General features: G+C 60.3%; 23 protein-coding genes. 7 read left to right on the top strand and 16 right to left on the bottom strand.

From position 1 onward, the window contains the following. Positions 1 to 91: 91 nt before the first annotated feature. The 4 genes from AOA61_RS09460 to AOA61_RS09445 form a co-directional block, all read right to left on the bottom strand. Positions 92 to 505, bottom strand: a complete 414-nt coding sequence (locus AOA61_RS09460) for a DUF3757 domain-containing protein (RefSeq protein WP_158234797.1) — start codon at positions 503 to 505, stop codon at positions 92 to 94. A gap of 135 nt (positions 506 to 640) precedes the next feature. Next, a complete protein-coding gene (locus AOA61_RS09455; RefSeq protein WP_032883966.1) occupies positions 641 to 1099 on the bottom strand; it encodes an anti-sigma factor in 459 nt (152 codons plus the stop codon). A gap of 77 nt (positions 1100 to 1176) precedes the next feature. Next, positions 1177 to 1854 (bottom strand): anti-sigma factor, encoded by a 678-nt coding sequence (locus AOA61_RS09450; RefSeq protein ID WP_095185074.1) that lies wholly within the window; start codon positions 1852 to 1854, stop codon positions 1177 to 1179. Continuing rightward, positions 1851 to 2477, bottom strand: a complete 627-nt coding sequence (locus AOA61_RS09445; protein ID WP_099601658.1) for a sigma-70 family RNA polymerase sigma factor — start codon at positions 2475 to 2477, stop codon at positions 1851 to 1853. Before AOA61_RS09445 ends, AOA61_RS09450 begins: the two co-directional genes overlap by 4 nt. Positions 2478 to 2607: 130 nt before the next feature. On the opposite strand from AOA61_RS09445, the gene AOA61_RS09440 reads away from it, so the two are divergent. Next, positions 2608 to 3180: a DUF2780 domain-containing protein gene (locus tag AOA61_RS09440; protein WP_032883963.1), complete on the top strand. Its 573-nt coding sequence runs from the start codon at positions 2608 to 2610 to the stop codon at positions 3178 to 3180. Here AOA61_RS09440 and AOA61_RS09435 read toward each other — a convergent pair. After that, a complete protein-coding gene (locus tag AOA61_RS09435) occupies positions 3177 to 4064 on the bottom strand; it encodes an acyltransferase (RefSeq protein WP_099601657.1) in 888 nt (295 codons plus the stop codon). The two genes, AOA61_RS09440 and AOA61_RS09435, sit on opposite strands and share 4 nt — an antisense overlap. A 172-nt stretch (positions 4065 to 4236) precedes the next feature. Between AOA61_RS09435 and AOA61_RS09430 the strand changes: the two genes are divergently transcribed. The 4 genes from AOA61_RS09430 to creD are packed head-to-tail and all read left to right on the top strand — an operon-like array spanning position 4237 to position 8279. Beyond that, a complete protein-coding gene (locus AOA61_RS09430) occupies positions 4237 to 4737 on the top strand; it encodes an ATP-dependent zinc protease (protein ID WP_032883961.1) in 501 nt (166 codons plus the stop codon). Positions 4738 to 4746: 9 nt separating this feature from the next. After that, positions 4747 to 5415: a two-component system response regulator CreB gene (gene creB, locus AOA61_RS09425; protein WP_032883959.1), complete on the top strand. Its 669-nt coding sequence runs from the start codon at positions 4747 to 4749 to the stop codon at positions 5413 to 5415. Next, positions 5415 to 6854, top strand: coding sequence for a two-component system sensor histidine kinase CreC (creC, locus tag AOA61_RS09420; RefSeq protein WP_099601656.1), 1440 nt, complete (start codon positions 5415 to 5417; stop codon positions 6852 to 6854). Before creB ends, creC begins: the two co-directional genes overlap by 1 nt. A 51-nt stretch (positions 6855 to 6905) precedes the next feature. Beyond that, entirely contained in the window at positions 6906 to 8279 is a 1374-nt protein-coding gene (gene creD / locus AOA61_RS09415; RefSeq protein WP_099601655.1) for a cell envelope integrity protein CreD, read from the top strand. 697 nt (positions 8280 to 8976) lie between these two features. Here the strand turns inward: creD and AOA61_RS09405 are convergent. The 8 genes from AOA61_RS09405 to AOA61_RS09370 form a co-directional block, all read right to left on the bottom strand. After that, positions 8977 to 9606, bottom strand: a complete 630-nt coding sequence (locus AOA61_RS09405; protein ID WP_099601653.1) for a glutathione S-transferase — start codon at positions 9604 to 9606, stop codon at positions 8977 to 8979. A 187-nt stretch (positions 9607 to 9793) separates the two neighbouring features. Next, positions 9794 to 9976, bottom strand: coding sequence for a hypothetical protein (locus tag AOA61_RS09400; RefSeq protein WP_099601652.1), 183 nt, complete (start codon positions 9974 to 9976; stop codon positions 9794 to 9796). After that, on the bottom strand, positions 9973 to 11076 hold the full coding sequence (locus AOA61_RS09395; RefSeq protein WP_099601651.1) for a PepSY domain-containing protein: 1104 nt from the start codon (positions 11074 to 11076) through the stop codon (positions 9973 to 9975). The genes AOA61_RS09400 and AOA61_RS09395 overlap by 4 nt, the downstream gene beginning before the upstream one ends. 64 nt (positions 11077 to 11140) lie before the next feature. Further along, positions 11141 to 13579 (bottom strand): TonB-dependent siderophore receptor, encoded by a 2439-nt coding sequence (locus tag AOA61_RS09390; protein WP_099601650.1) that lies wholly within the window; start codon positions 13577 to 13579, stop codon positions 11141 to 11143. A 157-nt stretch (positions 13580 to 13736) separates the two neighbouring features. After that, positions 13737 to 14705, bottom strand: a complete 969-nt coding sequence (locus tag AOA61_RS09385; RefSeq protein ID WP_099601649.1) for a FecR domain-containing protein — start codon at positions 14703 to 14705, stop codon at positions 13737 to 13739. Further along, positions 14702 to 15220, bottom strand: coding sequence for an RNA polymerase sigma factor (locus AOA61_RS09380; protein ID WP_032883939.1), 519 nt, complete (start codon positions 15218 to 15220; stop codon positions 14702 to 14704). Before AOA61_RS09380 ends, AOA61_RS09385 begins: the two co-directional genes overlap by 4 nt. A 982-nt stretch (positions 15221 to 16202) precedes the next feature. Beyond that, complete coding sequence (locus AOA61_RS09375) at positions 16203 to 16910, bottom strand: PolC-type DNA polymerase III (protein ID WP_099601648.1); 708 nt, start codon at positions 16908 to 16910, stop codon at positions 16203 to 16205. Next, on the bottom strand, positions 16907 to 18829 hold the full coding sequence (locus tag AOA61_RS09370) for a putative nucleotidyltransferase substrate binding domain-containing protein (RefSeq protein ID WP_032884511.1): 1923 nt from the start codon (positions 18827 to 18829) through the stop codon (positions 16907 to 16909). Before AOA61_RS09370 ends, AOA61_RS09375 begins: the two co-directional genes overlap by 4 nt. Before the next feature lie 246 nt (positions 18830 to 19075). On the opposite strand from AOA61_RS09370, the gene AOA61_RS09365 reads away from it, so the two are divergent. Continuing rightward, positions 19076 to 19522 carry a response regulator gene (locus tag AOA61_RS09365; RefSeq protein WP_032884510.1) on the top strand — a complete coding sequence of 149 codons (447 nt, stop codon included), beginning with the start codon at positions 19076 to 19078 and terminating at the stop codon, positions 19520 to 19522. A gap of 118 nt (positions 19523 to 19640) precedes the next feature. Here AOA61_RS09365 and AOA61_RS09360 read toward each other — a convergent pair whose 3' ends face one another. Further along, positions 19641 to 21818 carry a malate synthase G gene (locus AOA61_RS09360; RefSeq protein WP_032883935.1) on the bottom strand — a complete coding sequence of 726 codons (2178 nt, stop codon included), beginning with the start codon at positions 21816 to 21818 and terminating at the stop codon, positions 19641 to 19643. A gap of 266 nt (positions 21819 to 22084) precedes the next feature. Here AOA61_RS09360 and AOA61_RS09355 point away from each other — a divergent pair, with 266 nt between their 5' ends. Then, positions 22085 to 22597 (top strand): glycine cleavage system protein R, encoded by a 513-nt coding sequence (locus AOA61_RS09355; RefSeq protein ID WP_032883932.1) that lies wholly within the window; start codon positions 22085 to 22087, stop codon positions 22595 to 22597. Between the two features lie 111 nt (positions 22598 to 22708). Here AOA61_RS09355 and rarD read toward each other — a convergent pair whose 3' ends face one another. Both rarD and AOA61_RS09345 read right to left on the bottom strand, forming a co-directional pair. Continuing rightward, positions 22709 to 23593 carry an EamA family transporter RarD gene (gene rarD, locus AOA61_RS09350; protein ID WP_099601647.1) on the bottom strand — a complete coding sequence of 295 codons (885 nt, stop codon included), beginning with the start codon at positions 23591 to 23593 and terminating at the stop codon, positions 22709 to 22711. 129 nt (positions 23594 to 23722) lie between these two features. Continuing rightward, complete coding sequence (locus tag AOA61_RS09345) at positions 23723 to 24697, bottom strand: serine/threonine protein kinase (protein WP_032883927.1); 975 nt, start codon at positions 24695 to 24697, stop codon at positions 23723 to 23725. Positions 24698 to 24771: the final 74 nt, after the last annotated feature.

Raw genomic sequence — 24771 nt, 5'->3', positions numbered from 1 at the left:
AAGGCGTGTACAAGGAAGTTGGTAGCGTTTCGGAAACGGACTACCTGAGTTAGGGCTGATGACTACAAATCAGCCCTACGCAGCGCAACGTTCATTGATGGTTGAACATGCATTTCAAGTTGTCATTAGCCTTGCAGTAGTTGGCTTCCCAGAACGTATTGGGCGCATGTGAGAACTGATGCACAGGTTTTAGTACCAGTCTCAGGGCGTCATCGCCGGCCCCGGAGTAATCACAGATGACCGCAGGCATGCTGTTTCTCTCGTCGTTTATGGGCTTGTAGTTTGCCGCCGTGAATTCCAGGCTTGCCATGCGCAGTTCTTTGGCGGTCTCGTTCTCGCCGGCCCATTTCTGATCCAAAGGACCATCAGCCACATAGTGGTAGCCGCCTTTGTCCATCCGGTATTGCTTGATGTCGGCAGGCTTGGGGCAGGAAGAAGTTTGTGCAAAGACGTGACCGGTCACAGTGAGCATTGCCAATAGGCAAACAACACGGTTGAGGTTCATGAGAGAGACTCCCTTGTGCATTGGACTTGAATGCTGAGGGAGTTTTTATCAAGCATCTACTGTGAGAAATGACAGTGGCTTAGATTCAATTTTGATAAAAAACGGGGTGCTCAGAGCACCCTTGCGGCAATGGGCTCAGCGCGTTGCCAAAGCCCCCTGATAGACCGTCGGCCCCGTCGGTTGCTTGCTCACTGAGCCGCCTTTGCTCTCCGCGCTCACCATCAATTCCACCGGTTTGCTGATCGAGGCCTGTTGCCTCGGGTTCAAGCCGATGATGCCTTCGCCATCCTCCGGTATCAGTCCAAGTGACACGGGCTTGCCGCCGTCGGGTATCGCCCACAGTTCCAGGCTCTGGTCCGGCGCGGGTGCGGTGATGGCGATGGGTTGCACTTCCAGGTAATCCTTGTGCGCCATGACCTGCGCCGCCGGCTGTTGGGTGGTGGTGATCAGGGTGGCGGCGGACTTGACGTTGTCCTGAGTGTAGAACGCGCCGCCGAGGCCGGCGATCACGGCCACGCAGACGCCGATAAACAGGCGTGGACGGCTCCAGAAAGGCGGCTTGGGCTCAATGATTGTGGGGCGTGTCGCGCTCATAACGTTGTTCCTGACAGGGCTTTCAGTGCTGTCATGGACTCTGGTTTGCGCGATGGGTTCCTGGCCCCCCTTGCAGGTTAAAGTGATGCCAATTGGCCCTGATACAGCACCGGTCCGGTGGGTTGCCCGGTGGGCGAGCCGCCGTGTGGTTCCAGGCTCACGGCCAAGGTCAGCGGTGCGGTAAGCAAGGCTCGCTGCGCTTCGCTCAGTTGGATTCGGCCTTTGCCCACTGCGGGCACCAGGCCCAGGGAGATCGGTTTGCCTCCGGGCTTGATGGCCCACAATTCCAGGTCCTGTGCCGACGTCACGGCGGCCAGTGACAAGGGTTCCACTTGCAGGTGGTCGGCAAAGGCCTTGATCTGCAACGCGGGTTGTTGGTTGGCGGCGACCAGTGTGGCGTTGTACGCCACACCCAGGTCGCGCTGGTACAACACGCCCACCAGCACTGCGATAACAATCCCGAACGCCGCCGCCCACAGTCGCAGGTTCGTCCACAACGGTTTCTTGGCCGGCATGTGCAGCACCTGCGGCTCGATCCGTGACTTGATGCCCGCCCACACATGCTCGGGCACCGGCCGCTCGGGCAATGCGCCGGTCAGGCTGGCAAGCGCTTCCTGCCAATGGCCCAGTTCAACGCGCAGCGCGGCGTCTTCCAATAACAGCGCATCAAAACGCCGACGGGCGGTGGCGGGCATCAGTCCGATGGCGTAGTCGGCTGCCAGGGCGCGGCGCAGGGCTGTGGTTTTGTAGTTCATGATTCAAGGCACCTGCGCAGGCGCTCCATGCCGCGGCGAATCCAGGATTTGACCGAGCCCAGCGGCGCGGCCAAGTGTTCGGCCAACTCCGAACACGACAGGCCCTGGAAGTAAGCCACAGTGATCGATTGACGCTGCATGTCGTCGAGGGTGTCGAGGCAGCGGTTGAGCGTGCGGGCTTCGCGTTCGCTGTCGAGCCGTTCGTAGGCGCTGGGGCCTTCGTCGAGCAAGGCGTCCTGTTGACCGTCGGCCAAAGGCTGTTCGCGGCGTTTACGCAGTTGGTCGATGGCCAGGTTGCGGGTGATGTTGATCATCCAGGTCATCGGCGCCGCCAGGTGGGCTTCGTAGCGCGAGGCGTTGTACCAGATGCGTACGAAGGCTTCCTGCAGCACCTCTTCAGCCAGGTCCTGGCGTCCCATAAACACCATGGCGACCCCGTGCAGACGCGGCGAAACACTGCGATAGAGCGTTTCAAACGCTTGGCGATTGCCCAAGGCGCATTGGGCCAGCAGGGGCCGCAACGTGTCAGCATCAGTGAGCGTAATAGGGCTTCTCCAGGCTCTCGTTTGAGGGCGACGGGACTGCGCACGGTAGGCAGAGGTTAGTTCAGCTTGGGCATTCATTCCATCCAGCTCCGGGCAGCGTATGAAGCCTATACGTAGGGCAGGGCGATTCGGATGCGGGTGTGGGAACAATCCCCCGGAATGCCCAGTCAAACGCCTGCTTTCGCACCTATATCCAGAGGTTGTTTCAATGAAGATTTCACGCGGTTTCGCCCTTTCCTGCCTGATGACTCTGGCGGCCGGCCCCGTACTCGCCGCGGGCTTCAGCCTTGGTGATGCGGCCAATGCCATTTCCGGCATGCAGGGCGGTAGCAACAAAGCCGCTGCCGCCGCACCGTCGTCCGAGACGGCCGGTTTGCTGAGCGCGCTGACCTCGCAACTCAATATCACCCCCGAGCAAGCCGTTGGTGGCACCGGCGCGATGTTGGGCCTGGCCAAGAACAAACTGAGCGGCAACGATTATTCGCAACTGGGCAACAGTGTGCCGGGCCTGGATCAGCTGTCGGGCAACAATGCATTGGGCAGCCTCGGGGCCTTGAGCGGGATGCTCGGCCAGACCGGTGGCAGCAAAACCAGCGGCCTGGACGGCTTGCTGGGTAACGTGAAGAACACCAACGACCTCAACACCGCGTTCAGCGCGTTGGGCATGGACAGCGGCATGATCGGCCAATTCGCTCCGGTGATCCTGCAATACCTGGGCGGCCAGGGCGCCAGCAGTTCGGTGCTGGGCAAACTGGCCCAGGCCTGGGGCACCGGCAGCTAAATGCTCTGCGCGCGCAGTTGTTCGATGCGCGCGTCTTTCTCCTTCCAGAGCTGGTTGACCCAGTTCTGGACGGTCTGGCGAAATGCCGGATCGTTCTCGTAATCTCCCTGCCACAACGCCGGGTCCAGCTCACGGGTCTGGATGTCGATGATCACCTTCGGCACCGCGCCGCTGATCAAGTCCCAGAACCCCGGAATCTTCTGCTGCGGATAGACCACCGTGACGTCGAGGATTGCGTCCAGCTGTTCCCCCATCGCTGCCAGCACAAACGCCACACCGCCTGCCTTGGGTTTGAGCAACTGGGTGAAGGGTGAGTCCTGCTGCCTGTGTTTGGCCTCGCTGAACCGCGTGCCTTCCAGGTAATTGACCACCGTCACCGGCTGGCGCTTGAACAGCTCACAGGCTTGTTTGGTGATCTTCAAATCCTGGCCCGCCAGCTCGGGGTGCTTGGCCAGGAACGCCTTGGTGTAGCGTTTCATGAACGGGTAATCCAGCGCCCACCAGGCCAGGCCCAGGAAGGGCACCCAGATCAGTTCTTTTTTCAGGAAGAATTTAAAGAACGGCGTACGCCGGTTGAGCGCCTGGATCAGCGCCGGAATATCCACCCAAGACTGGTGGTTGCTGATGACCAGGTAGGAGGTGTCCCTGCGCAAGTCGTCGCCGCCGCGAATGTCCCATTGCGTCGGGATGCAGCGGGCGAAGATCAGTTTGTCGATCTCGGCCCAGGTCTCGGCGATCCACATCACCGCCCATGACGCATAGTCACGGTAGCGCCCCGGTGCCACCAGCTTGAGCAGGGCGAACACCAGCAAGGGGCCGATCAGGATCAGCGTATTGAGTAATAGCAGCAGGGTGACCAAACAGCCGGTGAGCAGGCGGCGCATAAGCAACTCTTGGGATCTTGTGGGCGGATCATGATAAGCAAGCTGAGTCTAGAGGCCAAATCGCAAAGCGTCGGACGAATGTTTCACAATGTTCCGGGTATGTTGGGCTGACTAACTAACGGTCGCTTTTGCGGTCTAGAATCCGCCTACTTAATTCAAGGAAACCACCTACGTGAAATCTATCCTTGCCTTGCTTGCCCTCGTTGCGCTGCCTGTCATGGCAGCCGAACCGACCCTTTACGGTCGCTACGAATACATTCAACTGCCGGAGATCGGCGAAACCTTCAAGGCCAAGATGGACACCGGCGCGCTGACCGCCTCGCTGTCGGCCCGCGACATCGACACCTTCACCCGTGATGGCGATGATTGGGTGCGCTTCCGTCTCGGCGGCAAGGACGCCTCCGATAAGGTCTACGAACACAAGGTCTCGCGCATCAGCAAGATCAAGAGCCGCGCCGACGAAGACGACGACAAGGACGAAGCCAGCGTCGCTAAGCGCCCGGTGATCGACCTGGAAATGTGTCTGGGCAACGTCAAGCGGACCGTCGAGGTCAACCTGACCGACCGCAGCAGTTTCAATTATCCGTTGCTGATCGGCGCCAAGGCTTTGCGTGAATTTGGCGCAGCGGTAAACCCGGCTCGTCGGTACACTGCCGACAAACCGGACTGCTGATTTGAACCCATGCCCCACATCCTGATTGTCGAAGACGAAGCGGCGATAGCCGACACGCTGATATTCGCCCTGCAAGGCGAGGGCTTTACCACCACCTGGCTGAGTCTCGGCCAGGAGGCATTGGCCCATCAGCGGCAGACGCCCGCCGACTTGATCATCCTCGACATCGGCCTGCCCGACATCAGCGGTTTTGAAACCTGCAAGCAATTGCGCCGTTTCACCGAAGTGCCGGTGATGTTCCTCAGCGCGCGCGATGCTGAGATCGACCGGGTAGTGGGGCTGGAAATCGGCGCCGATGATTATGTGGTCAAGCCGTTCAGCCCACGGGAAGTGGCGGCGCGGGTCAGGGCGATTCTCAAACGGGTCGGCCCCGGCGTTGCACCGGCGGTGTTCCAGGTGGACCTGGAACGCATGCAGATCACGTATCGGGGCCAGCCCCTGAGCCTCACGCGCCATGAATTCCGCCTGCTGCAGAGCCTGCTGGAACAACCCGAGCGGGTGTTCAGCCGCGAGCAATTGCTGGATGCGGTAGGCGTACCGGCGGATGCCGGCTACGAGCGCAATATCGACAGCCATATCAAAAGCCTGCGCAGCAAACTGCGTAGCGTGGCGGCGGACGCCGAACCGATCCAGACCCATCGCGGCCTGGGCTACAGCTACAGCCCGAGCAACAGCTGATGCGCCTGGGGCTGCGGATTTTCCTGGTGTACGCGCTGTTTATCGGCCTCACCGGTTACTTCGTGCTCAGCACGGTGATGAAGGAAATCCGCCCCGGCGTGCGCCAGTCTACCGAGGAAACCCTGGTGGACACCGCCAACCTGTTGGCCGAGATCCTGCGCGATGACGTCAAAAACCGCACCCTCGGCCAAAGCCACTGGCAGGAATTGCTCAAGGCCTACGGGAACCGTCAGCCGGGCGCGACCATCTGGGGCCTGCCGAAAAACCAGGTCAACCACCGCATCTATGTCACCGACGCCAAAGGCATCGTGTTGCTCGACTCCACAGGCGAAGCGGTGGGCCAGGACTACTCCAAATGGAACGATGTTTACCTGACGCTGCGCGGCGAATACGGCGCCCGCTCCACCCGCAGCCAACCGGATGACGCCACTTCATCAGTGATGCACGTAGGTGCACCGATCCGCGACAACGGCCAGATCATCGGCGTGGTCACCGTGGCCAAGCCCAACAGTTCATTGCAGCCTTATGTGGATCGCACTGAGCGGCGCCTGCTGTGGTACGGCGCCGGATTAGTCATCCTGGGCCTGCTGTTGGGCGCGCTGTTGTCGTGGTGGTTGAGCGTCGCGCTGCGACGGCTGACGGCCTATGCCGAGGCGGTCAGCGAAGGCCGGCGCGCCGAGTTGCCTCACTACCGTGGCGGCGAGTTGAAGCAGTTATCCACTGCCGTGGAGCACATGCGCACGCAACTGGAGGGCAAGGCCTACGTCGAGCATTACGTGCACACCCTGACCCATGAATTGAAAAGCCCATTGGCGGCGATTCGTGGCGCGGCAGAGCTGTTGCAGGGTGATATGACCCGCGAGCAGCAGCAGCGTTTTGTCGGCAATATCGACAGTGAAAGCGCACGCCTGCAGCAGTTGATCGAGCGCTTGCTGAACCTGGCGCAAGTGGAACAACGCCAAGGCCTGGAAGAGCAGGTGAGTATCCCGCTGGCAGCCTTGGTCGACGACGTGCTCAAGGCCCAATGTGCGCGGATCGAGGGCGCCGGCTTGCAAGTGGAGCAGACGATTGCGGCGGATGTGAAGGTGTTCGGCGAGCCCTTCCTCCTTCGCCAGGCACTGGGCAATCTGCTGGAGAACGCCTTGGATTTCACCCCCCCTGGCGGGCTGTTGGCATTCGCTGCACTGACGCACCACAACGATGTGCAGGTGAGCCTGTTCAACCAGGCCGCACCGATTCCCGACTACGCGTTGCCGCGCCTGAGCGAACGTTTTTATTCCCTGCCACGCCCGGCCAGCGGACGCAAAAGCACGGGGCTGGGCCTCAACTTTGTCGAGGAAGTGATGAAGCTTCACGGCGGCGCATTGCAGATCGGTAACGTCCCTGGCGGAGTGCGCGTAGAACTGCATCTCCACACAGTCTCCACATTGCCCACATAAATCCCCCACATGCGCGGCCCACTCTCTCTCCATCAAAACAGGGAGAGACCCATGAACCGCAGCCTGCTTTTCAAACTTGGCGCGATTGCGCTGCTGATCCTGCTGTTGCTGATTCCGTTGCTGATGATCAACGGCATCATCAGCGACCGCCAGCAACTGCGCGACGGCGTACTGATGGACATCGCACGCAGCTCCAGCTACGCCCAACGCCTCACCGGCCCGGTGATGGTGGTGCCGTATCGCAAGACCGTGCGTGAGTGGAAGCTCAATGAAAAGCTCAACAAGCGCTACGAAGAAACCCGTGAAGTGCGTGGTCGTTTGTATTTCCTTCCGGAGCGTTTTGAACTCGACGGCAAGGTGCAGACAGAACTGCGCGCACGGGGCATTTACCAAGCTCGGCTGTTCCACGCCGACAATCGCATCAGCGGGCGTTTTGTGCTGCCGGAGCAATGGGGCATCACCGAGAACTATGCCGATTACCGCTTTGAGCCGGCGTTTTTGGCGGTGGGCATCAGCGATATTCGCGGTATCGAAAACGCGCTGAAACTGGAGCTGGGCAGCCAGCGCCTGGAGTTCTCGCCGGGCAGTCAGGTCGGTTGGTTGGGTGAAGGTGTACACGTCGAACTGCCGGCGCAGGACAACAAGAAACCGGCCGCCATGGACTTCGCCTTTGACCTGCGCCTGCAGGGCACCGAGCAACTGCAAGTGGTGCCGGTGGGCAAGACCAGCCAGGTCTCACTCGCGTCCAACTGGCCACACCCGAGCTTTATCGGCAACTTCCTGCCGGCTCAGCGTGAGGTCACCGACCAGGGCTTCACCGCCAACTGGCAGACTTCGTTCTTCTCCACCAACCTCGAAGAAGCCCTGCGTGGCTGCTTGTCCGAAAACAGCTGTGAGGACTTCAACAGCCGCAGTTTCGGGGTGAACTTCATCGATCCGGTGGACCAGTACCTCAAGAGCGACCGTGCGATCAAATACGCGCTGCTGTTCATCGCCCTGACCTTTGCCGGCTTCTTCCTCTTCGAAGTGCTCAAGAGCCTGGCAGTGCACCCGATTCAATACGCCTTGGTGGGTGTGGCGCTGGCGTTCTTCTACCTGCTGCTGTTGTCGTTGTCCGAGCACTTGGGTTTTGCCCTGGCGTACCTGATCTCGGCGAGTGCCTGTGTGATGTTGATCGGCTTTTATGTGTGCCATGTGCTGCGCAGCGTCGCCCACGGCCTGGGGTTTTCGGCGGGGTTGGCGGCGTTGTACGGCTTGTTGTACGGGCTGTTGAGCGCCGAGGATTACGCGCTGCTGATGGGCTCGCTGCTGTTGTTCGGCCTGCTGGGAACAGTGATGGTGCTGACGCGCAAGCTGGATTGGTACGGCGTGGGCAAGCGCAAGGTGGTCGAGCCGTTGGCGTTTGATCTGGAGGCGGTGCAATGAGTGGGTTACGAGAGGATCGGCAAGAGCGGTCGCAGTTGGTGGAGAAAATTAACGCGCTGTTTTCCGCTGTTGTGGTGAGTGAGGTTTGCGTGGTGAGCGGGCGGGCTGTGGAGAGTAAGCGGTCTGTGGTGAGTGGACGGTCTGTGGAGAGTGGGCGGTCTGTGGTGAGTGGATTTTTGGGGTGAACGGGCGGTCTGTGGTGAGTGGATTTTTGGGATGAAGGGGCTGTCTGTGGAGAGTGGATTTTTGGGGTGAAGGGGCTGTCTGTGGTGAGTGGATTTTTGGGGTGAAAGGGCTGTCTGTGGTGAGTGGATTTTTGGGGTGAAAGGGCTGTCTGTGGTGAGTGGATTTTGGGATGAAGGGGCTGTCTGTGGTGAGTGGATTTTTGGGATGAAGGGGCTGTCTGTGGAGAGTGGATTTTTGGGATGAAGGGGCTGTCTGTGGTGAGTGGGTTTTTTGGGGTGAACGGGTTGTCTGTGGTGAGCGGGCTTGCCCCGCGCTGGGCTGCGAAGCAGCCCTAATCCAGACACCGCGTTTTTTCAGCAATACCCGATTGGCAAGTTTTGGGGCCGCTTCGCAGCCCAGCGCGGGGCAAGCCCGCTCACCACGGACAGCCCACTACCACAGACAGCCCGCTCACCACGGACAGCCCACTACCACAGACCGTCCACTCACCACAGGAAAGCTGAGCGGTTTGCTAGACCGGCGGCTGGGTCTCCAGCATCGAAGGTCGCTGGCTGACTTCGGCGTACCAGCCGGCAAGCTTGGGGTTGTCGACTCGCCACTGCATGTCCGGATGACGGAAGTCGAGGTAGCCCAGGGCGCAGGCCACGCTGATCGAAGCAATGTCGAAGTGGCTGGTCAGCTCGGCGATGGCATCCTGTTCCAGCTCGGCGAGGGCGCGGCGGATCTTGTTGCGTTGCTCGTCGAGCCAAGGCGCCCAATGTTTCTCCACCGGACGCAGGGTCGATTCATAACGCACCAGCACGGCGGCATCCATGATGCCGTCGGCCATCGAGGCCAGGGTCAGGCGGCGCCAGCGGGCCGAGCCGTCGCGGGGGATAAGTGGGTTGCCCACATGCTGGTGGTCGAGGTAATCAAGGATCACCCGACTGTCGTGCAATGCGCTGCCGTCCGCCAGGCGCAGGGCTGGGATCTTACCCACGGGGTTGCCTTGCACCACCTGCGCGTCCGGGTTGACCGGGGTCGGCATGCACCCTTGCAGGGCCACGCGATCCTGCTGGCCGGTTTCGATCAGCAGCACGCGGACCTTACGAACGAACGGTGACGCGGGGTTATGGAACAAGGTCATGCTGGGAGTGGGCATGGGCAAACCTCAAAATTGACTGTGGCTAGCCTAGAGGGTTGCGCGGTGGCTGGCGAGGGGGAGTGCGGGTGTTTTTGAGGGCCTCATCGGGGCAAGTCGAATCGTCGCACCGCCCCTCCCACGGTTGACCGAGTTGTCATGACGAACGCGGAACACCTGTGGGAGGGGCTTGCCCCCGATAGCGCCCTCAGCCACGCTGCTTGAACAACACCCACATGCCAATGGCGGCCGGTATCCCCAACCCCACCCAACTCAACGAATCCCACAGCCCATCACCCAGCAACGCCGCAAACAACCCGGCGGCGCTGAGCAGGCCAATCCCCAGCGGGATGCCAAATACCTTCCAGAAACTCGACTGTCTTGGCTTCATGCCTTGCCCGCCTTGCGCCGGACGATCCACAGATAAATCCCGCTGATCAGCACAACGATGGTCAACACATCCAGCACCGCCCACAGGATTTTCATCGGCATGCCGCCGTAGTCACCGAAGTGCAGCGGCTGGGACATGCCCATGGCGTCCATGTACCACGGCCGTTCGGCAACGGCGGTGACGGCCAGGGTGCTCGCGTCGATCAGCACCGGCGTGAGCAGGTGCGAGGTCAGGTGGGTGCTGCCTTTCATGAACACCGCGTAATGATGCTCGCTGGAAAAGCGTGTACCAGGAAAGGCGATAAAATCCGGCTGCATACCAGGGGCGGCCTTGGCGGCGATGGTCAGCAGTTCCGTTGCTGGGGCACGCTGGGTCAGCGGCGGGGCATTCTTGTACGGTTCGATCATCGCGCTGAGGCTGTCCTGACGCCACGCGGCGATGATCAGGTCGGCGCAGGCGCTGATCACGCCGGTCACGCCCACCACCAGCGCCCAGGTCAGGGTGACCACGCCGATCAGGTTGTGCAGATCCAGCCAGCGCAGGCGGGTGGATTTGTCCTGGCGCACAGTGGCGAACTTCAATCGGCGCATAAACGGCAGGTACAACACTGTGCCGGAGATGATCGCCAGCACAAACAACACGCCCATGAACGCCAGCAGCAACTTGCCCGGCAGCCCGGCGAACATGTCCACATGCAGACGCAGCAGGAACAGCGTGAAACCGCCATTGGCCGAAGGCATCTCCACCGACTCGCCGGTGCGCGCGTCGAGCATAAAGGTGTGGGACGAATTGGGCTCAGTGCCCGCAGTGGCGGCCATGATCGCGATCACACCGTTCTTGTCGTCCTCGTCCCACGCCAGGTATTGCATGGCTTCACCGGGGCGATGGTCCTGCGCCTTGGCGACCAGTTGCTCAAGGTTGAGCTGCGGCGTATCGGCAGGCATCTGCGCCAGTGTGGGCTCGTTGCCCAGCAGATGGTCGATCTCATGGTGAAACACCAGGGGCAGGCCGGTGAGGGCGAGCAGCAGGAGGAATACGGTGCAGATCAGGCTGGTCCAAGTGTGGATGAAGGACCAGCGGCGGATGGTTTTGCTTTTCATCACGGCTCCAAAAGGCAAAAGGGCCGCAGTTCAGGCGGCCCTTCATCAGCGGTTTTTCACCGTCTTAAAATTTGTAGTTCACGCTGGCGACCACGTTACGCTGGTCGCCGTAGTAGCAGTAGAAGCCGTCGCAGGTCGACAGGTAATCCTTGTTGAAGATGTTCTTGGCGTCGACCGCCACCGTCACACCTTTCATAGAACTGTTTACGCGGCCCAGGTCGTAGTGCACGGAGGCGTCATATACGGTGTAGGACCCCACATGACCGAGGTCGGTGTTGGCAGCATTGCCGTAGGTGTCGCCGACGTAGCGCACACCTGCACCCACGCCGAACCCGTCCAGCATGCCGCTGTGCCAGGTGTAGTCGGCCCAGCCTGTGGCTTGGTTGCGAGGCAACTGGTTCAGGCGATTGCCTTTTTCTGCCGCAACCCCTTCGGTGATTTCACTGTCGTTATAGGTGTAGGAACCTACGAGCTTGAGGCTTTCGGTGACGTCGGCACTGGCTTCCAGTTCAAGGCCTCGAACCCGTACCTCACCGACTTGGCGAGTGATGCTGCCTTCGGTGACCGAGGTGTTTTGTTGTGTCAGGTCGAACACTGCAGCGGTGAATAATGCTTTGGTGCCGGGAGGCTGGTATTTGATACCGGCTTCATATTGCTTGCCTTCGGTGGGCTTAAATGCTCCGGTGCTGGCTACTTGTGTACCCGAGCCGGCCTGGAATGATTCAGCGTAGGACAGGTACGGAGTGATGCCGTTGTCGAAGACATAGCTCAGCGCCGCGTTACCGCTGAAATGTTTGTCACGCTGAGTATTGGTTGCGTCGTTGAGGTTATGAAACGTGGTGCCGGTATGGACCCAGTCTTCACGCCCGCCGAGGGTCAGGCGCCAGTTGTCGAGGGCCATTTGGTCTTGAAGGTAGAGGCCGGTCTGCTGGGTCTTCTGGTTGTAGTCATACATGGTGAAGTAGGTGACTTTCGAGAAGTCCTGCCCATACACCGGACGGTTGAAGTTGATGGTCGGCACGCCCGCCGATCCCCACAACCAGCGCGCATCGCTGTCGGAGCGCTGGTGGTCGAGACCCAGCAGCAGGGTGTGATTGATTGCGCCGGTCTTGAAGTCTGCCTGGAAGTTGTTGTCGACGGCGAATTGGCCGATGTTTTCATCGACCTTGCCAGCGGAACGACTCACGTCGCCATCGGCATCAACCGCAACTTCAGGCCCATTTGGAAAGAACGCGCCACCGGCGGTAATGCCCTGGAAGGACAGGTCATTCTTGGTGTAACGCAGGTTTTGGTGGAACTGCCAGGTGTCGTTCAGGCGCGTCTCGAACGCGTAACCCAGCGCGTAGTAAGTGCGGTCATAGAATTCCCAGTCCGGATCGCCCAGGTTTTTGTGGTGGGAAATCTTGCCGGCCGGTGAACTCAACTTGGTGCCTTGCAGTGGCAGGAACTGCCCGGTGATACCCGTATCGTCGCGGGTGAACTGGGTCAGCAGCGTGAACCTGGTGTCGTCGTTGATATTCCACGTCAGGCTGGGTGCGACGTTGTAGCGCTTGTCCGGGATGTGGTCGACGGCGGTGTTGCTGTCGCGCACCACGCCGCTTACGCGGTAGAGGAACTGTCCTTCATCGTCGATCTTGCCGGTGCTATCGAAGTTGATCTGTTTGTGGTTATTGCTGCCTGCCTGAACTTCAATTTCGTTCGAGCTTTCGGCCTGGGGGCGGCGACTGACCATATCCAGCAAACCGCCGGGTGGGGTTTGCCCGTAGACCGACGAGGCCGGACCTCGGAGGACTGCGATGCGTTCCAGGTTCCAGGTGTCAATCTTCGGCGTGGCGTAGTTGCCTTTGGGCAATGGCAGGCCGTCAAGGAATTGGGTTGGGACAAACCCGCGTACCAGCAGCCAGTCACTGCGCGAGTCTGATCCGTAGCCACTGCTCTGCACGCCAGCGGTGTAACGCAGTGCATCGTTAAGGTTGAGAACGGAGCGGTCTTCCATTTGCTGGCGAGTGATCACCGTGACCGAGCGAGGCAACTCGGCGATAGGAGTATCGGTCTTGGTGCCAGCCGCTGTGCGGGTGGCGACATAACCATCCACCGGCCCCCATGCGCTTTCATAACTGCCCTGTCCGGTGATGCTGGTCTCTGGCAACGCCACAACCCCCTCAGGAATCGCCACCAAGGTAAACGTCCCCGCACCACCCTGTTCCAATTGCAACCCAGTCCCACGCAACGCCTCGCGCAGTGCACCTTGTGCATCGAACTGGCCCTGGACCGGCGCCGAGGTCTTGCCGGCGGCCAGCGACGGGTTGAGGGTCAGCGCGAGGCCGGCCTGGCTGGCGATTTGGTTCAGGGTGGTGGCCAGCGGTGCAGCCGGCAGGTTGTAGGCGCGCACGCTGGACGCTTGTTCGGCGGCAAACAGTGAAGGGCTGGCCAGCGGGGCGCTGAGGGCTATGGCCACGGCTAACAGGCTGGGGCGCAACAAGGTGTCTAGCGTGCGGGACATGGGGCGGCTCCTGAATGGAAGTAATTCGCAATTGCCTATGTGCCGAACGAGAATCGAGAAGTGATAGGGCAGGATCGAAATATTTTTGCGGTGGGTGTGAGGGCCTCATCGGGAGCAAGTCGAATCGTCGATAGCGATAGCCCAGCCACCCCAGAACCTATGGCTTACCCGTGACCGTTACCCACCACGGCGTGTGCTGCTCGATCCGCACCGGCAGGGTCGGCAGCAGAGCGTTGAGCGCAAGGGTGGTGTCGTGCAGCGGGAAGCTGCCAGTGATGCGCAGGTCAGCCACGTTTTTATCCACACCCAAGTAGCCGGTGCGGTAGCGGCTGAGCTCATCCACCACATCGCCCAGGCGGGCGTTGTCGACCACCAGCATGCCGCGGGTCCAGGCGTCGGTGGCAGGGGTGACGGCCAGCGCTGGGCCGAGGCCGTCGCCACGCATCAGCACTTGCTGGCCTTCCTTGAAAATCTGTTCTTGATGCAATGCTTGCGGCTGCGCCGCGACTGCCGATTGCAAGACGCTCAACCGCGTGGCGTCGTCTTCGCGCCTGACGATAAACCGCGTGCCCAGTGCCCGCAGGCTGCCGTCGCGGGTTTGCACGTAGAACGGGCGCGCGTCGTTGTGGCCGGTCTCGACGAGGATTTCGCCTTCCTGCAACACGATCAGCCGGCGTTTTTCATCAAAGCGTACGTCGATGGCGCTGTGGGTATTGAGGTTGATCTGCGTGCCGTCCGCCAGTTTCAGCGTGCGCTGTTCGCCGGTGGCGGTGCGTTGGTCGGCCAGCCAATAGTGGATCGGCACATAACGCTCGCCGGCAAACAACGCCAAACCGCACACCAGCGCGATACTCGCCAGGCCAGTACCGAGCTTGCGCACCCGTTGGCGAATACCTTCACGCGATTGCAACAACGCCGCCCGCGCCGGGCCCGAGGCTACGCCAAAGCGCTGGTCGAGCATCCCCAACTGGCGCCAGGCGCGAGCGTGTTCTTCATTACTGGCCAACCATTTGCTGAACTCTTCACGTTCCACCGCGCTGCCGTCGCCGGAATCCAGGGACAGCTGCCAGGCAATCGCCGCATCCAGCACACGGGCCGAGACCGGTTTTGAGCTGATCGCACTCACAACGGTTCGCCATACAACGCGATGTAGCACTGGCGAATGCCCTGGGCCAGGTACTGGCGCACACGGGGTACTGACACGCCGAGGCGCTGGGCGATTTCCGCGTGGCCCAGGCCGTCGAGGCGGTTATAGAGGAACGCGGCGCGGGCCTTGCTCGACAGCTTGCCGAGCAGGCGGTCGATGGCCTTGAGGTCTTCCAGGATAAGTTGCTGTTCTTCCGCAGAAGGGTGTTCGCTTTCCGGGACTAGCATTAATTCGGCGAGATAGGCCTGTTCCAAGGCGGCGCGACGGAAGTAGTCGAACAGCAAGCCTTTGGCGATCGCCACCAGAAATGCCCGTGGCTCGCGGGGGGCGCGCAGCTCGTCACGGCCCAGCAGGCGCATGAAGGTGTCCTGACTCAGGTCTTCGGCGCGACTCGGGCAGGCCACGTTGCGCCGCAGCCAGGCCAACAGCCAGCCACGATGGTCGCGATACAACGCGCCAACAAGCTCACTGTGTGGGTTCTGGACCGACGACAAGGCATCACCGAATAAACAAGGGTTTAAACTAACGAGAATTATTCGCGATTGTGTCAGAGGCGTGGGATGGGCGCAATTGGCGTCCGTCGGGTTGAAGGCTTAATGACATCTCATTGGTAGATGAGCGTTGCCTGGTGAGACGGGCTCTTTGTGGTGAGGGCTTTCTGTGGTGAGCAGGTTTTCTGTTGTGAGGGGGCTTTCTGTGGTGAGTAGGTTTTCTGTTGTGAGGGGGCTTTCTGTGGTGACTAGATTTTCTGTGGTGAGCGGGCTTGCCCCGCGCTGGGCTGCGAAGCGGCCCCAACACCTGCCAATGGGTTATGACTGAAGAAGCGCGGTGCCTGGATTGGGGCTGCTCCGCAGCCCAGCGCGGGGCAAGCCCGCTCACCACAATGAAAGCTCATTCACCTAAAGGTCATTTATTTAAGTGGTTAGAAAGAGGCGCTTGCTTGCGCCGTTTCCATTGGCTCAAGCGTGGTGAGGGGGCTTTCTATGGTGACTGGGCTTTCTTTGGTGAGTAGGCTTTCTGTGGTGACTAGATTTTCTGTGGTGAGCGGGCTTGCCCCGCGCTGGGCTGCGAAGCGGCCCCAACACCTGCCAATGGGTTATGACTGAAGAAACGCGGTGCCTGGATTAGGGCTGCTCCGCAGCCCAGCGCGGGGCAAGCCCGCTCACCACAATGAAAGCTCATTCACCTAAAGGTCATTTATTAAGTGGTTAGAAAGAGGCGCTTGCTTGCGCCGTTTCCATTGGCTCAAGCGTGGTGAGGGGGCTTTCTTTGGTGAGCAGGTTTTCTGTGGTGACTAGATTTTCTGTGGTGAGCGGGCTTGCCCCGCGCTGGGCTGCGAAGCGGCCCCAACACCTGCCAATGGGTTATGGCTGAAGAAACGCGGTGCCTGGATTGGGGCTGCTTCGCAGCCCAGCGCGGGGCAAGCCCGCTCACCACAATGAAAGCCCTTTCACCTAAAGGTCATTTATTAAGTGGTTAGAAAGAGGGCGCTTGCTTGCGCCGTTTCCATTGGCTCAAGCGCTCCTGAAGCGCCTTCGGGGAGTCGATCTGCTGTTGTCGCGCACGACTGAATAAGATAAGCATCAGCTCCGCCGTGGCCAGGGCGTCGGCGCTGGCGTGATGGCGTTCGCCCACGTGCAGTTTGAAATGGTTTATCCAGTCGTCCAGTCCGGCTTCGCGGATAGGCGCCTCGGGGCACAGCAGTGGGGCGATGTCGGCCACATCCAGAAACGGATGCGCCAGGCGATAACCCAGGCTGTCCTTGAGTGCGCGGCCGAGCATGTGCTGGTCGAACGGTGCATGGAAGGCCAGCAATGGGCTGTCGCCGACAAATGCCATGAAGTCCAGCAGCGCTTCCACCGGATCACTGCCAGCGGCGATGGCGCTGGGCCCTAGACCATGGATCAACACGCTGGGGCTGAGCTTTGTTTCGGCGCGCTGCAGGGTGCGTTCGAACAGCTGTGAAAAGTCCACCGCGCCATCTTCGATCACCACCGCGCCGATGGACAGCACTTGGTCACGGTTGAGATTCAGGCCGCTGGTTTCCAGATCCACCACCACCCAGCGTTGGGTACGCAATGGGTTATCGCCCAATGCCGCGGGCTTGGGCAGTTGCACCAGGCGCCGTTGTTGCGCGGCATCAAGGCCAGGTTTTTTCGCACGTAACCAGTCGAATAAACTCACAGTTGATACCGCAACGTCAGGCTGCTTTGCAGGCGTTGGGCCTGGCGCAGGGATTCGCGCAGAATGCGCCGGTCCAGGTGGTTGAGGCTATCGGGGTCGACGCGGTTGGAATACGGCTGGTTCTCGCGGGTCTGTAACTGGTGCTGCTGCATGCGGGTTTGCTGGATAAAGTGGTACGCCTCTTCATACGCGGCGCCGTCCAGCGGCTCGATGACTTCCTTGGCCACCAACTGGCGCAGACGCTCTAGGGTGTTGTTGGCGTGGATGCCATTGGCCAGCGCCAGCAGGCGCGCGCCGTCGACAAACGGTGTGAGGCCCTGCACCTTGAGGTCGAGCGTGGCTTTTTCACCGCTTTTGCGTGTCAGCACGAATTCGCGGAAACGTCCTACAGGTGGCCGTTGGCGCAAGGCGTTCTCGGCAAGCATGCGTTGAAAAAGCCGGTTGTCTGCGACCTGATCCAGGACGTTTTGGCGCAAAAAATCGCCCCCCTGTTCATCGCCCCACACCACCCGCAGATCAAAATAGATGCTCGAACCCAACAGGTTCTCCGGCGTTGCTTCACGAATAAACGCCGCAAACCGCCGCGCCCATTCCGCCCGCGATAGGCACAGCTCGGGGTTGCCGGCCATGATATTGCCCTTGCACAGGCTGAACCCGCACAGCGCCAAGCTCTGGTTGATCTGCTGCGCCAGGGGCAGCAACCGACCGCGAATCTCGGCGGCCTCCACCGCGTCCTTGGCCTCGAACAGAATGCCGTTGTCCTGGTCGGTGTACAGCGTCTGCTCGCGGCGGCCTTCGCTGCCGAAACACAACCAACTGAACGGCACGCCGGGGTCGCCTTTTTCGGCGAGGGTCAACTCGATTACTCGACACACCGTGTGATCGTTGAGCAGGGTAATGATGTGAGTGATCTGGGTGGATGACGCGCCATGGGCGAGCATTCGCTCGACCAACTGGCCAATCTCGCCGCGAATCGCCACCAGGTTCTCCACCCGGGGCGCATTGCGGATGGTGCGGGCCAGGTGCACCAGATCGACCCGTTGCAGGGAAAACAGATCGCGTTCGGATACCACGCCACACAGGCGCTGGTCCTTGACCAGGCACACGTGGGCGATATGCCGTTCGGTCATGGCGATGGCGGCGTCGAATGCGCTGTGGTCCGGGGTCAGGAAAAACGGCGCCTGGGTCATGTGACTGTCGATCGCCTGGCTGAAATCGCTGGTGCCGTCGGCGACCACTTGGCGCAGGTCGCGCAGGGTAAAAATCCCCAGGGGCGACTGATGGACGTCGACGATCACAATGCTGCCCACCTGTTGCTCGTGCATCAGCGTCACCGCTTCGCGCAGCGGCGTGTCCGGGCTGCACATTACCGGGTGGCGCATGGCCAATTCGCCCAGACGGGTATTGAGCGAATACTGCGTGCCTAGGGTTTCCACGGCTTTTTGCTGCACTTGCTGGTTGACCTGATCCAGCAGGCTGCTGACGCCGCGCAGGGCAAAGTCGCGAAACGGGCTGGAGAGGGCAAACAGTTTGATAAAGGCGGGCTTGTTCAGTTGCAGGCAGAAGGTGTCTTCGGCGGCTTTATGCTCGGTGCGCGTGGCTCGTTCACCTAAAAGCGCAGCAAGGGGGAAGCACTCGCCAGTGGTGATTTCGAAGGTGGTTTCTGCCGAGTCCGGTCGTTCGCCCACGACGCGGCCTTGTTTGACGATGTAAAAGTGCTCCACCGGCCCGCCCGACGGCTTGAGAATGCTCTCGCCAGGGCCGAAGAAACGTAATTGACACTGTTCAACCAGAAATGCCAGGTGCGCATTTTCCATTTGATTGAATGGCGGGAAACGTTGCAGGAATTGCAAAGTGCCGTGGATGTTCTGCAACACGGCGGTTTTACCCGCCTGCGTGAAAGCATCAGCTTTACTCATAACAGTGACCGCAGTTTTTTTGTCGTTATCGTCCTGCATGGTCGACTCCTACGCGATAGGTGCCCATTGGACGTAAGTCTAGGTCGATGAAAACAGCGTAGAGCTAGGGAAAAACCTTACATGAATATCGTCCAAACCCCGTGGAACACCCACTAGTCAAACTTTCCGACGAAGTGCACATTGATCGCCCTTCCGCAGATGTCTGACGAGTGTGCTGGGAGATTGATGAAAATTGTTGAGAACCGTATGTCCGACCACGATATTTTGAGTGATGCCGAGCGCGAGGCCCTGAGCGCCGTGATGCTGGAGCCTGATTTACCGCCGCAACGCGTGCTGATTGTCGATGACGACAAGGATGCGCGAGAACTGCTGGCGGAGATCCTTGCTCTGGACGGTATTCGCTGCATGACTGCCGAGAGTGGTGAGGCAGCGTGGAATTTGTTGAAATCCAGCAGCTCCATCGGTTTGCTGATCACCGACTTGCGCATGGCACCGAGCAATGGCCTGGAGTTGATCCGCCAAGTGCGCGAATCCACCCGCGCGGCGCTGCCGATCATCATCATGTCGGGGGACGCCGAAGCGCCGGATGTGATCGATGCGATGCATTTGAGTGTGGTGGACTTTTTGCTCAAGCCGATCGACAGCGTGAAGTTAGCGAAACTGGTCAAGCGCGAGTTGGGGATGGCTTCCTGATTTTTGCGGTATCTGCACGGGCTTCATCGGGAGCAAGCCCCGTCCCACAGTTGACCGCGTACATCCACAACACAGCCCCAAAGAAAAAGCCCTGATCTCTCGATCAGGGCTTTTTCATTTACAGGCCGTTTTTAGCCTTGAACTCCCGACGCCGACGGTGCAACACCGGCTCGGTGTAACCGTTGGGTTGCTTGGTCCCTTCAATCACCAACTCCACCGCTGCCTGGAACGCGATGTTGCTGTCGAAGTCCGGGGCCAGTGGGCGATACAGCGCGTCCCCTGCGTTCTGACGGTCCACCACTGGCGCCATGCGCTTGAGGCTTTCCATCACCTGGGCTTCGTTGACGATGCCGTGGCGCAACCAGTTGGCGATGTGCTGGCTGGAAATACGCAGGGTGGCGCGGTCTTCCATTAGGCCCACATCGTTGATGTCCGGCACTTTGGAGCAGCCGACGCCCTGGTCGATCCAGCGGACCACGTAGCCGAGGATGCCCTGGGCGTTGTTGTCCAGCTCGTTGCGGATTTCTTCCTCGGACCAATCGGTGTTGCTGGCCAGGGGGATGGTCAGGATGTCGTCCACCGAGGCGCGCTCGCGCGTGGCCAGTTCGGCCTGGCGGGCGAATACGTCAACCTTGTGATAGTGCAGGGCGTGCAGCGCAGCCGCCGTAGGCGACGGTACCCAGGCGGTGTTGGCACCGGCCAATGGGTGAGCGATTTTCTGTTCGAGCATCGCGGCCATCAGGTCGGGCATCGCCCACATGCCTTTACCGATCTGTGCGCGGCCTTGCAGGCCCGTGCTCAAGCCGATATCGACGTTCCAGTTCTCGTAGGCGCCGATCCATTTTTCGGCCTTCATGGCGGCCTTGCGCACCATCGCGCCCGCCTCCATGGAGGTGTGGATTTCGTCGCCGGTACGGTCCAGGAAGCCGGTGTTAATAAACACCACGCGCTCGCTGGCCGCCTTGATGCAGGCCTTGAGGTTGACCGTGGTGCGGCGCTCCTCGTCCATGATCCCGACCTTGAGGGTGTTGCGCGGCAGGTTCAGCACGTCTTCGATGCGACCGAACAGCTCGTTGGTAAACGCGGCTTCTTCCGGACCGTGCATTTTCGGCTTCACGATGTACACCGAGCCGGTGCGGCTGTTCTTGCGGGTGTTGTTGCCGTTGAGGCTGTGGACCGCCGCCAGGCTGGTGACCAGGCCGTCGAGGATGCCTTCCGGCACTTCATCGCCGTTCTTGTCGAGGATCGCGTCGATGGTCATCAAGTGACCAACGTTGCGCACGAACAACAGCGAACGGCCATGCAACGTCACGTCCTGACCGTCGATGCCGGTGTAGACACGGTCAGGGTTCATGGTACGGGTGAAGGTCTTGCCGCCCTTGGCCACTTCTTCGGCCAAGTCGCCCTTCATCAGGCCGAGCCAGTTGCGGTAGATCACCACTTTGTCGTCGGCATCCACGGCGGCGACGGAGTCTTCGCAGTCCATGATGGTGGTGAGCGCAGCTTCCATCAGTACGTCTTTCACGCCGGCGGCGTCGGTCTGGCCGACCGGGGTGCTGGCGTCGATCTGGATTTCGAAGTGCAGGCCGTTGTGTTTGAGCAGGATCGCAATCGGCTCGGCCGCCGGGCCCTGGAAGCCGATCAGTTGCGCATCGTCACGCAGGCCGCTGTTGCTGCCGCCCTTGAGGCTGACGATCAACGTGCCGTCGACGATCTTGTAACCGGTGGAATCGACGTGGCTGCCGGCGCTGAGCGGCGCGGCTTCGTCGAGGAAGGCACGGGCGAAGGCAATCACTTTGTCGCCACGCACTTTGTTGTAGCCCTTGCCCTTCTCGGCGCCGTCGGCTTCGCTGATGGCGTCGGTGCCATATAGCGCGTCGTACAGCGAACCCCAGCGCGCATTAGAGGCGTTGAGGGCGAAACGGGCATTCATCACCGGCACCACCAGCTGTGGGCCGGCCATACGGGCGATTTCGTCATCGACGTTTTGGGTCGAAGCCTGGAAGTCTGCGGCTTCTGGCAGCAGGTATCCGATGTCTTGCAGGAAGGCTTTGTAGGCCACCGGGTCGTGAGCCTGGCCGGCATGGGTCTGGTGCCAGGTATCGATGCGCGCCTGGAAATCGTCGCGTTTGGCGAGTAGGGCTTTGTTCTTCGGTGCCAGGTCATGGATGACCTTGTCGGCGCCGGCCCAGAACTGGTCGGCAGTGATGCCGGTACCGGGAATGGCTTCGTTGTTCACGAAGTCGAACAGGACTTTGGCGACCTGCAGGCCACCGACTTGAACGTGTTCAGTCATTGCTTGCCTCACTCTGCGGAGCTTATGCGCTTTTTCAGATTTTCATTATGTAGTGCACGGTTGGGCATACTACATGATGACTTGCGGTTGTGAAAATTAGACTAAATACGTCGTTTAGCGACCCACTTTGGTCGTACGGTCACAGCGGAGAACAGGATGTTCTCAAAAAACTATTGGATTGTTCCAGATAAATATAAAAATGGTACACGATTTGTTTTCGTGGGCCCCCGGGTCCACCTTGTAGATTGAATTCAGAGGGCTTCGCCATGGACCATCTTGTACTCACAATTATCGCCGCCGACAAACCCGGCCTGGTCGAGCGCATCGCGCAGAACATTGCCGCCCACGGTGGCAACTGGCTGGAAAGCCGCATGGCCCATATGGCCGGGCAGTTTGCCGGGATCCTGCGGGTCAGCGTACCTACGGAAAGCCGTCAGGCGTTATTGGGGGCGCTGGAGGACTTATCCACACACGGCATTCGCGTGTTGGTGGGTGAGGGAAGCACTGGGCAGGCCTCGGCGTCCAAACCAATTGTGATGACGTTGGTGGGCAATGACCGTTCGGGCATCGTGCGTGAGATCACAGCGTTATTGAGTCAGCAGGGCGTGAACCTGGAGCGCTTGAGCACGGATGTGCGCCCGGCCCCTATGAGTGGCGACCCGCTGTTCACGGCTGAAGCGTTGTTGCAGGTGCCACCATCGTTGTCCCTGGAGAGCTTGCAGCAATCCCTGGAAACCTTGGCCGATGACTTGATGGTGGAGCTGCGTAACGAGGAATAATTTGTCCACAAGGTTATGCATGGAAATCTTGCATGGGCCTGTGGATAACCTTGGGGTGAATGCCTGCAAGCCATGCCGGCTGTGGCTTGCAGGATGCTGTACGTTATTTGATCAGCGTTTGCGCACGGTCAGCCAGGCGTCCACGCTGTAGACCACCAACCCAGCCCAGATAAAGGCGAAGGCAATCAGCGTGCTTGGCGCCAGGTGTTCGCCGAACAGCAGTACGGCTTCGAGCAACACCAGGGTCGGCGCGACGTACTGCAAGAAACCCAGCGCGGTGTACGGCAAATGCCGTGCGGCGGCGTTGAAGCACACCAGCGGGATGAGCGTTACCGGACCCGCGGCCACCAGCCACCAGGCTTCGGACGTACTCCAGAACGCCAGTTGCGCACTGTGGGCGGAGGGGTTTAACAGCAGCCACGCGACGGCAATTGGCACCAGCATCCAGGTTTCCACCACCAGCCCTGGTAGCGCCTTGACCGGTGCCTGTTTGCGGATCAGGCCGTAGAAGCCAAAGGTCAGCGCCAGCACCAACGACACCCACGGCAAACTGCCCACTTGCCACACCTGTTGCGCCACGCCCACTGCGGCCAGGCCCACGGCGGCCCATTGCAGGCGACGCAAGCGTTCGCCGAGAAGCAACATGCCCAGCAGTACATTCACCAACGGGTTGATGTAGTAACCCAGGCTGGCTTCCAGCATGCGGCCACTGTTCACCGACCACACATACGTCAGCCAGTTACCGGCAATCAACGAACCGCTGAGGGCAAGGATCGCCAGGCGCTGGGGGTTGTCGCGCAGCTCGCGGAACCAACCGGGATGCTTCCACACCATCAACAGCAAACCGCCGAACAACGCCGACCACAGCACACGGTGAACGATGATCTCGGCGGCGGGTACGCTGGCGATGGCTTTGAAGTAGAGCGGGAACAAGCCCCAGATGACATAGGCGCTCAGGCCCAGGATGTACCCCTTGCGGGGGTTGGCGGCGTGCATTGCAGAATCCTTGCTTAGGCAGCTAACAAAGCGCGATTGTAAGGATATTTGTCAGGCAATGGGACTGGCTAGGTAATGCGGTCTGCTTTGTGTAGGAGGGTGCAAGCCCCCTCCCACGTTCACAAGCAATCAGAAGAGTTTGAGCGGCTCTTCATTGAGCGCCGAAAGCTGCTCGCGCAGTGCCAGCACCTGATCACCCCAATACCGCTCGCTGCCGAACCACGGGAAGCTGTGGGGGAAGGCGGGATCGTCCCAACGCCGCGCCAGCCATGCACTGTAGTGCATCAGACGCAGGGCGCGCAGCGGTTCGATGAGTGCCAATTCCCGCGGGTCGAAATCGTGGAACTCTTGATAGCCGTCCATCAACTCGGACAGTTGGCCCAGGCATTCCTGACGGTCGCCAGCGAGCATCATCCACAGGTCCTGCACCGCCGGCCCCATACGGCAGTCATCCAGGTCGACGATATGGAACATCTCGTCGCGGCACATCATGTTGCCGGGGTGGCAATCGCCGTGCATGCGGATGTTCTTGTGCGGTGTGGCCTTGTAGACCTCTTCCACACGCTTGAGCAGGTCGCGGGCGACGGACTCGTAGGCCGGCAGCAGGCTTTTGGGAATGAAATTGCCTTCAAGCAGCGTGTTGAGTGAATCGTGACCGAAGTTCTTCACGCCCAGGGCTTCACGGTGTTCGAACGGGCGGGTCGAACCCACCGCGTGCAAACGGCCGAGCAGTTGCCCGAGTCGATACAGTTGATCAAGGTTGCCGGGCTCTGGCGCACGGCCGCCACGGCGAGGGAACAAGGTGAAGCGGAAACCGGCGTGTTCGAACAGGCTCTCGCCGTTGTGGATCAATGGCGCGACTACTGGCACTTCGCAGTCGGCCAGCTCGAAGGTGAAGCGGTGTTCTTCAAGGATCGCGTCGTTGGTCCAGCGTTGAGGGCGATAGAACTTGGCGATCAGCGGTTCACCGTCTTCGATACCCACCTGATACACGCGGTTTTCGTAGCTGTTGAGCGCCAGAACACGAGCATCGCTGAGAAAACCGATGCTTTCGACGGCGTCGAGCACGAGGTCAGGGGTGAGGGTTTCAAACGGATGGGCCATGGGAACTCCTGCGGGCAGCAGGGCGCCGCTTCCGGCCGGGTATGGTAACGCACCAAGCCTGAGATAGGGGGCGC

This window comes from Pseudomonas sp. 2995-1, assembly GCF_002742505.1.
GTDB classification, from domain to species: Bacteria; Pseudomonadota; Gammaproteobacteria; order Pseudomonadales; family Pseudomonadaceae; genus Aquipseudomonas; species Aquipseudomonas sivasensis.
Note: the sequence above shows the minus strand (reverse complement) of the source record. Positions and strands in the feature narration are given on the sequence as shown.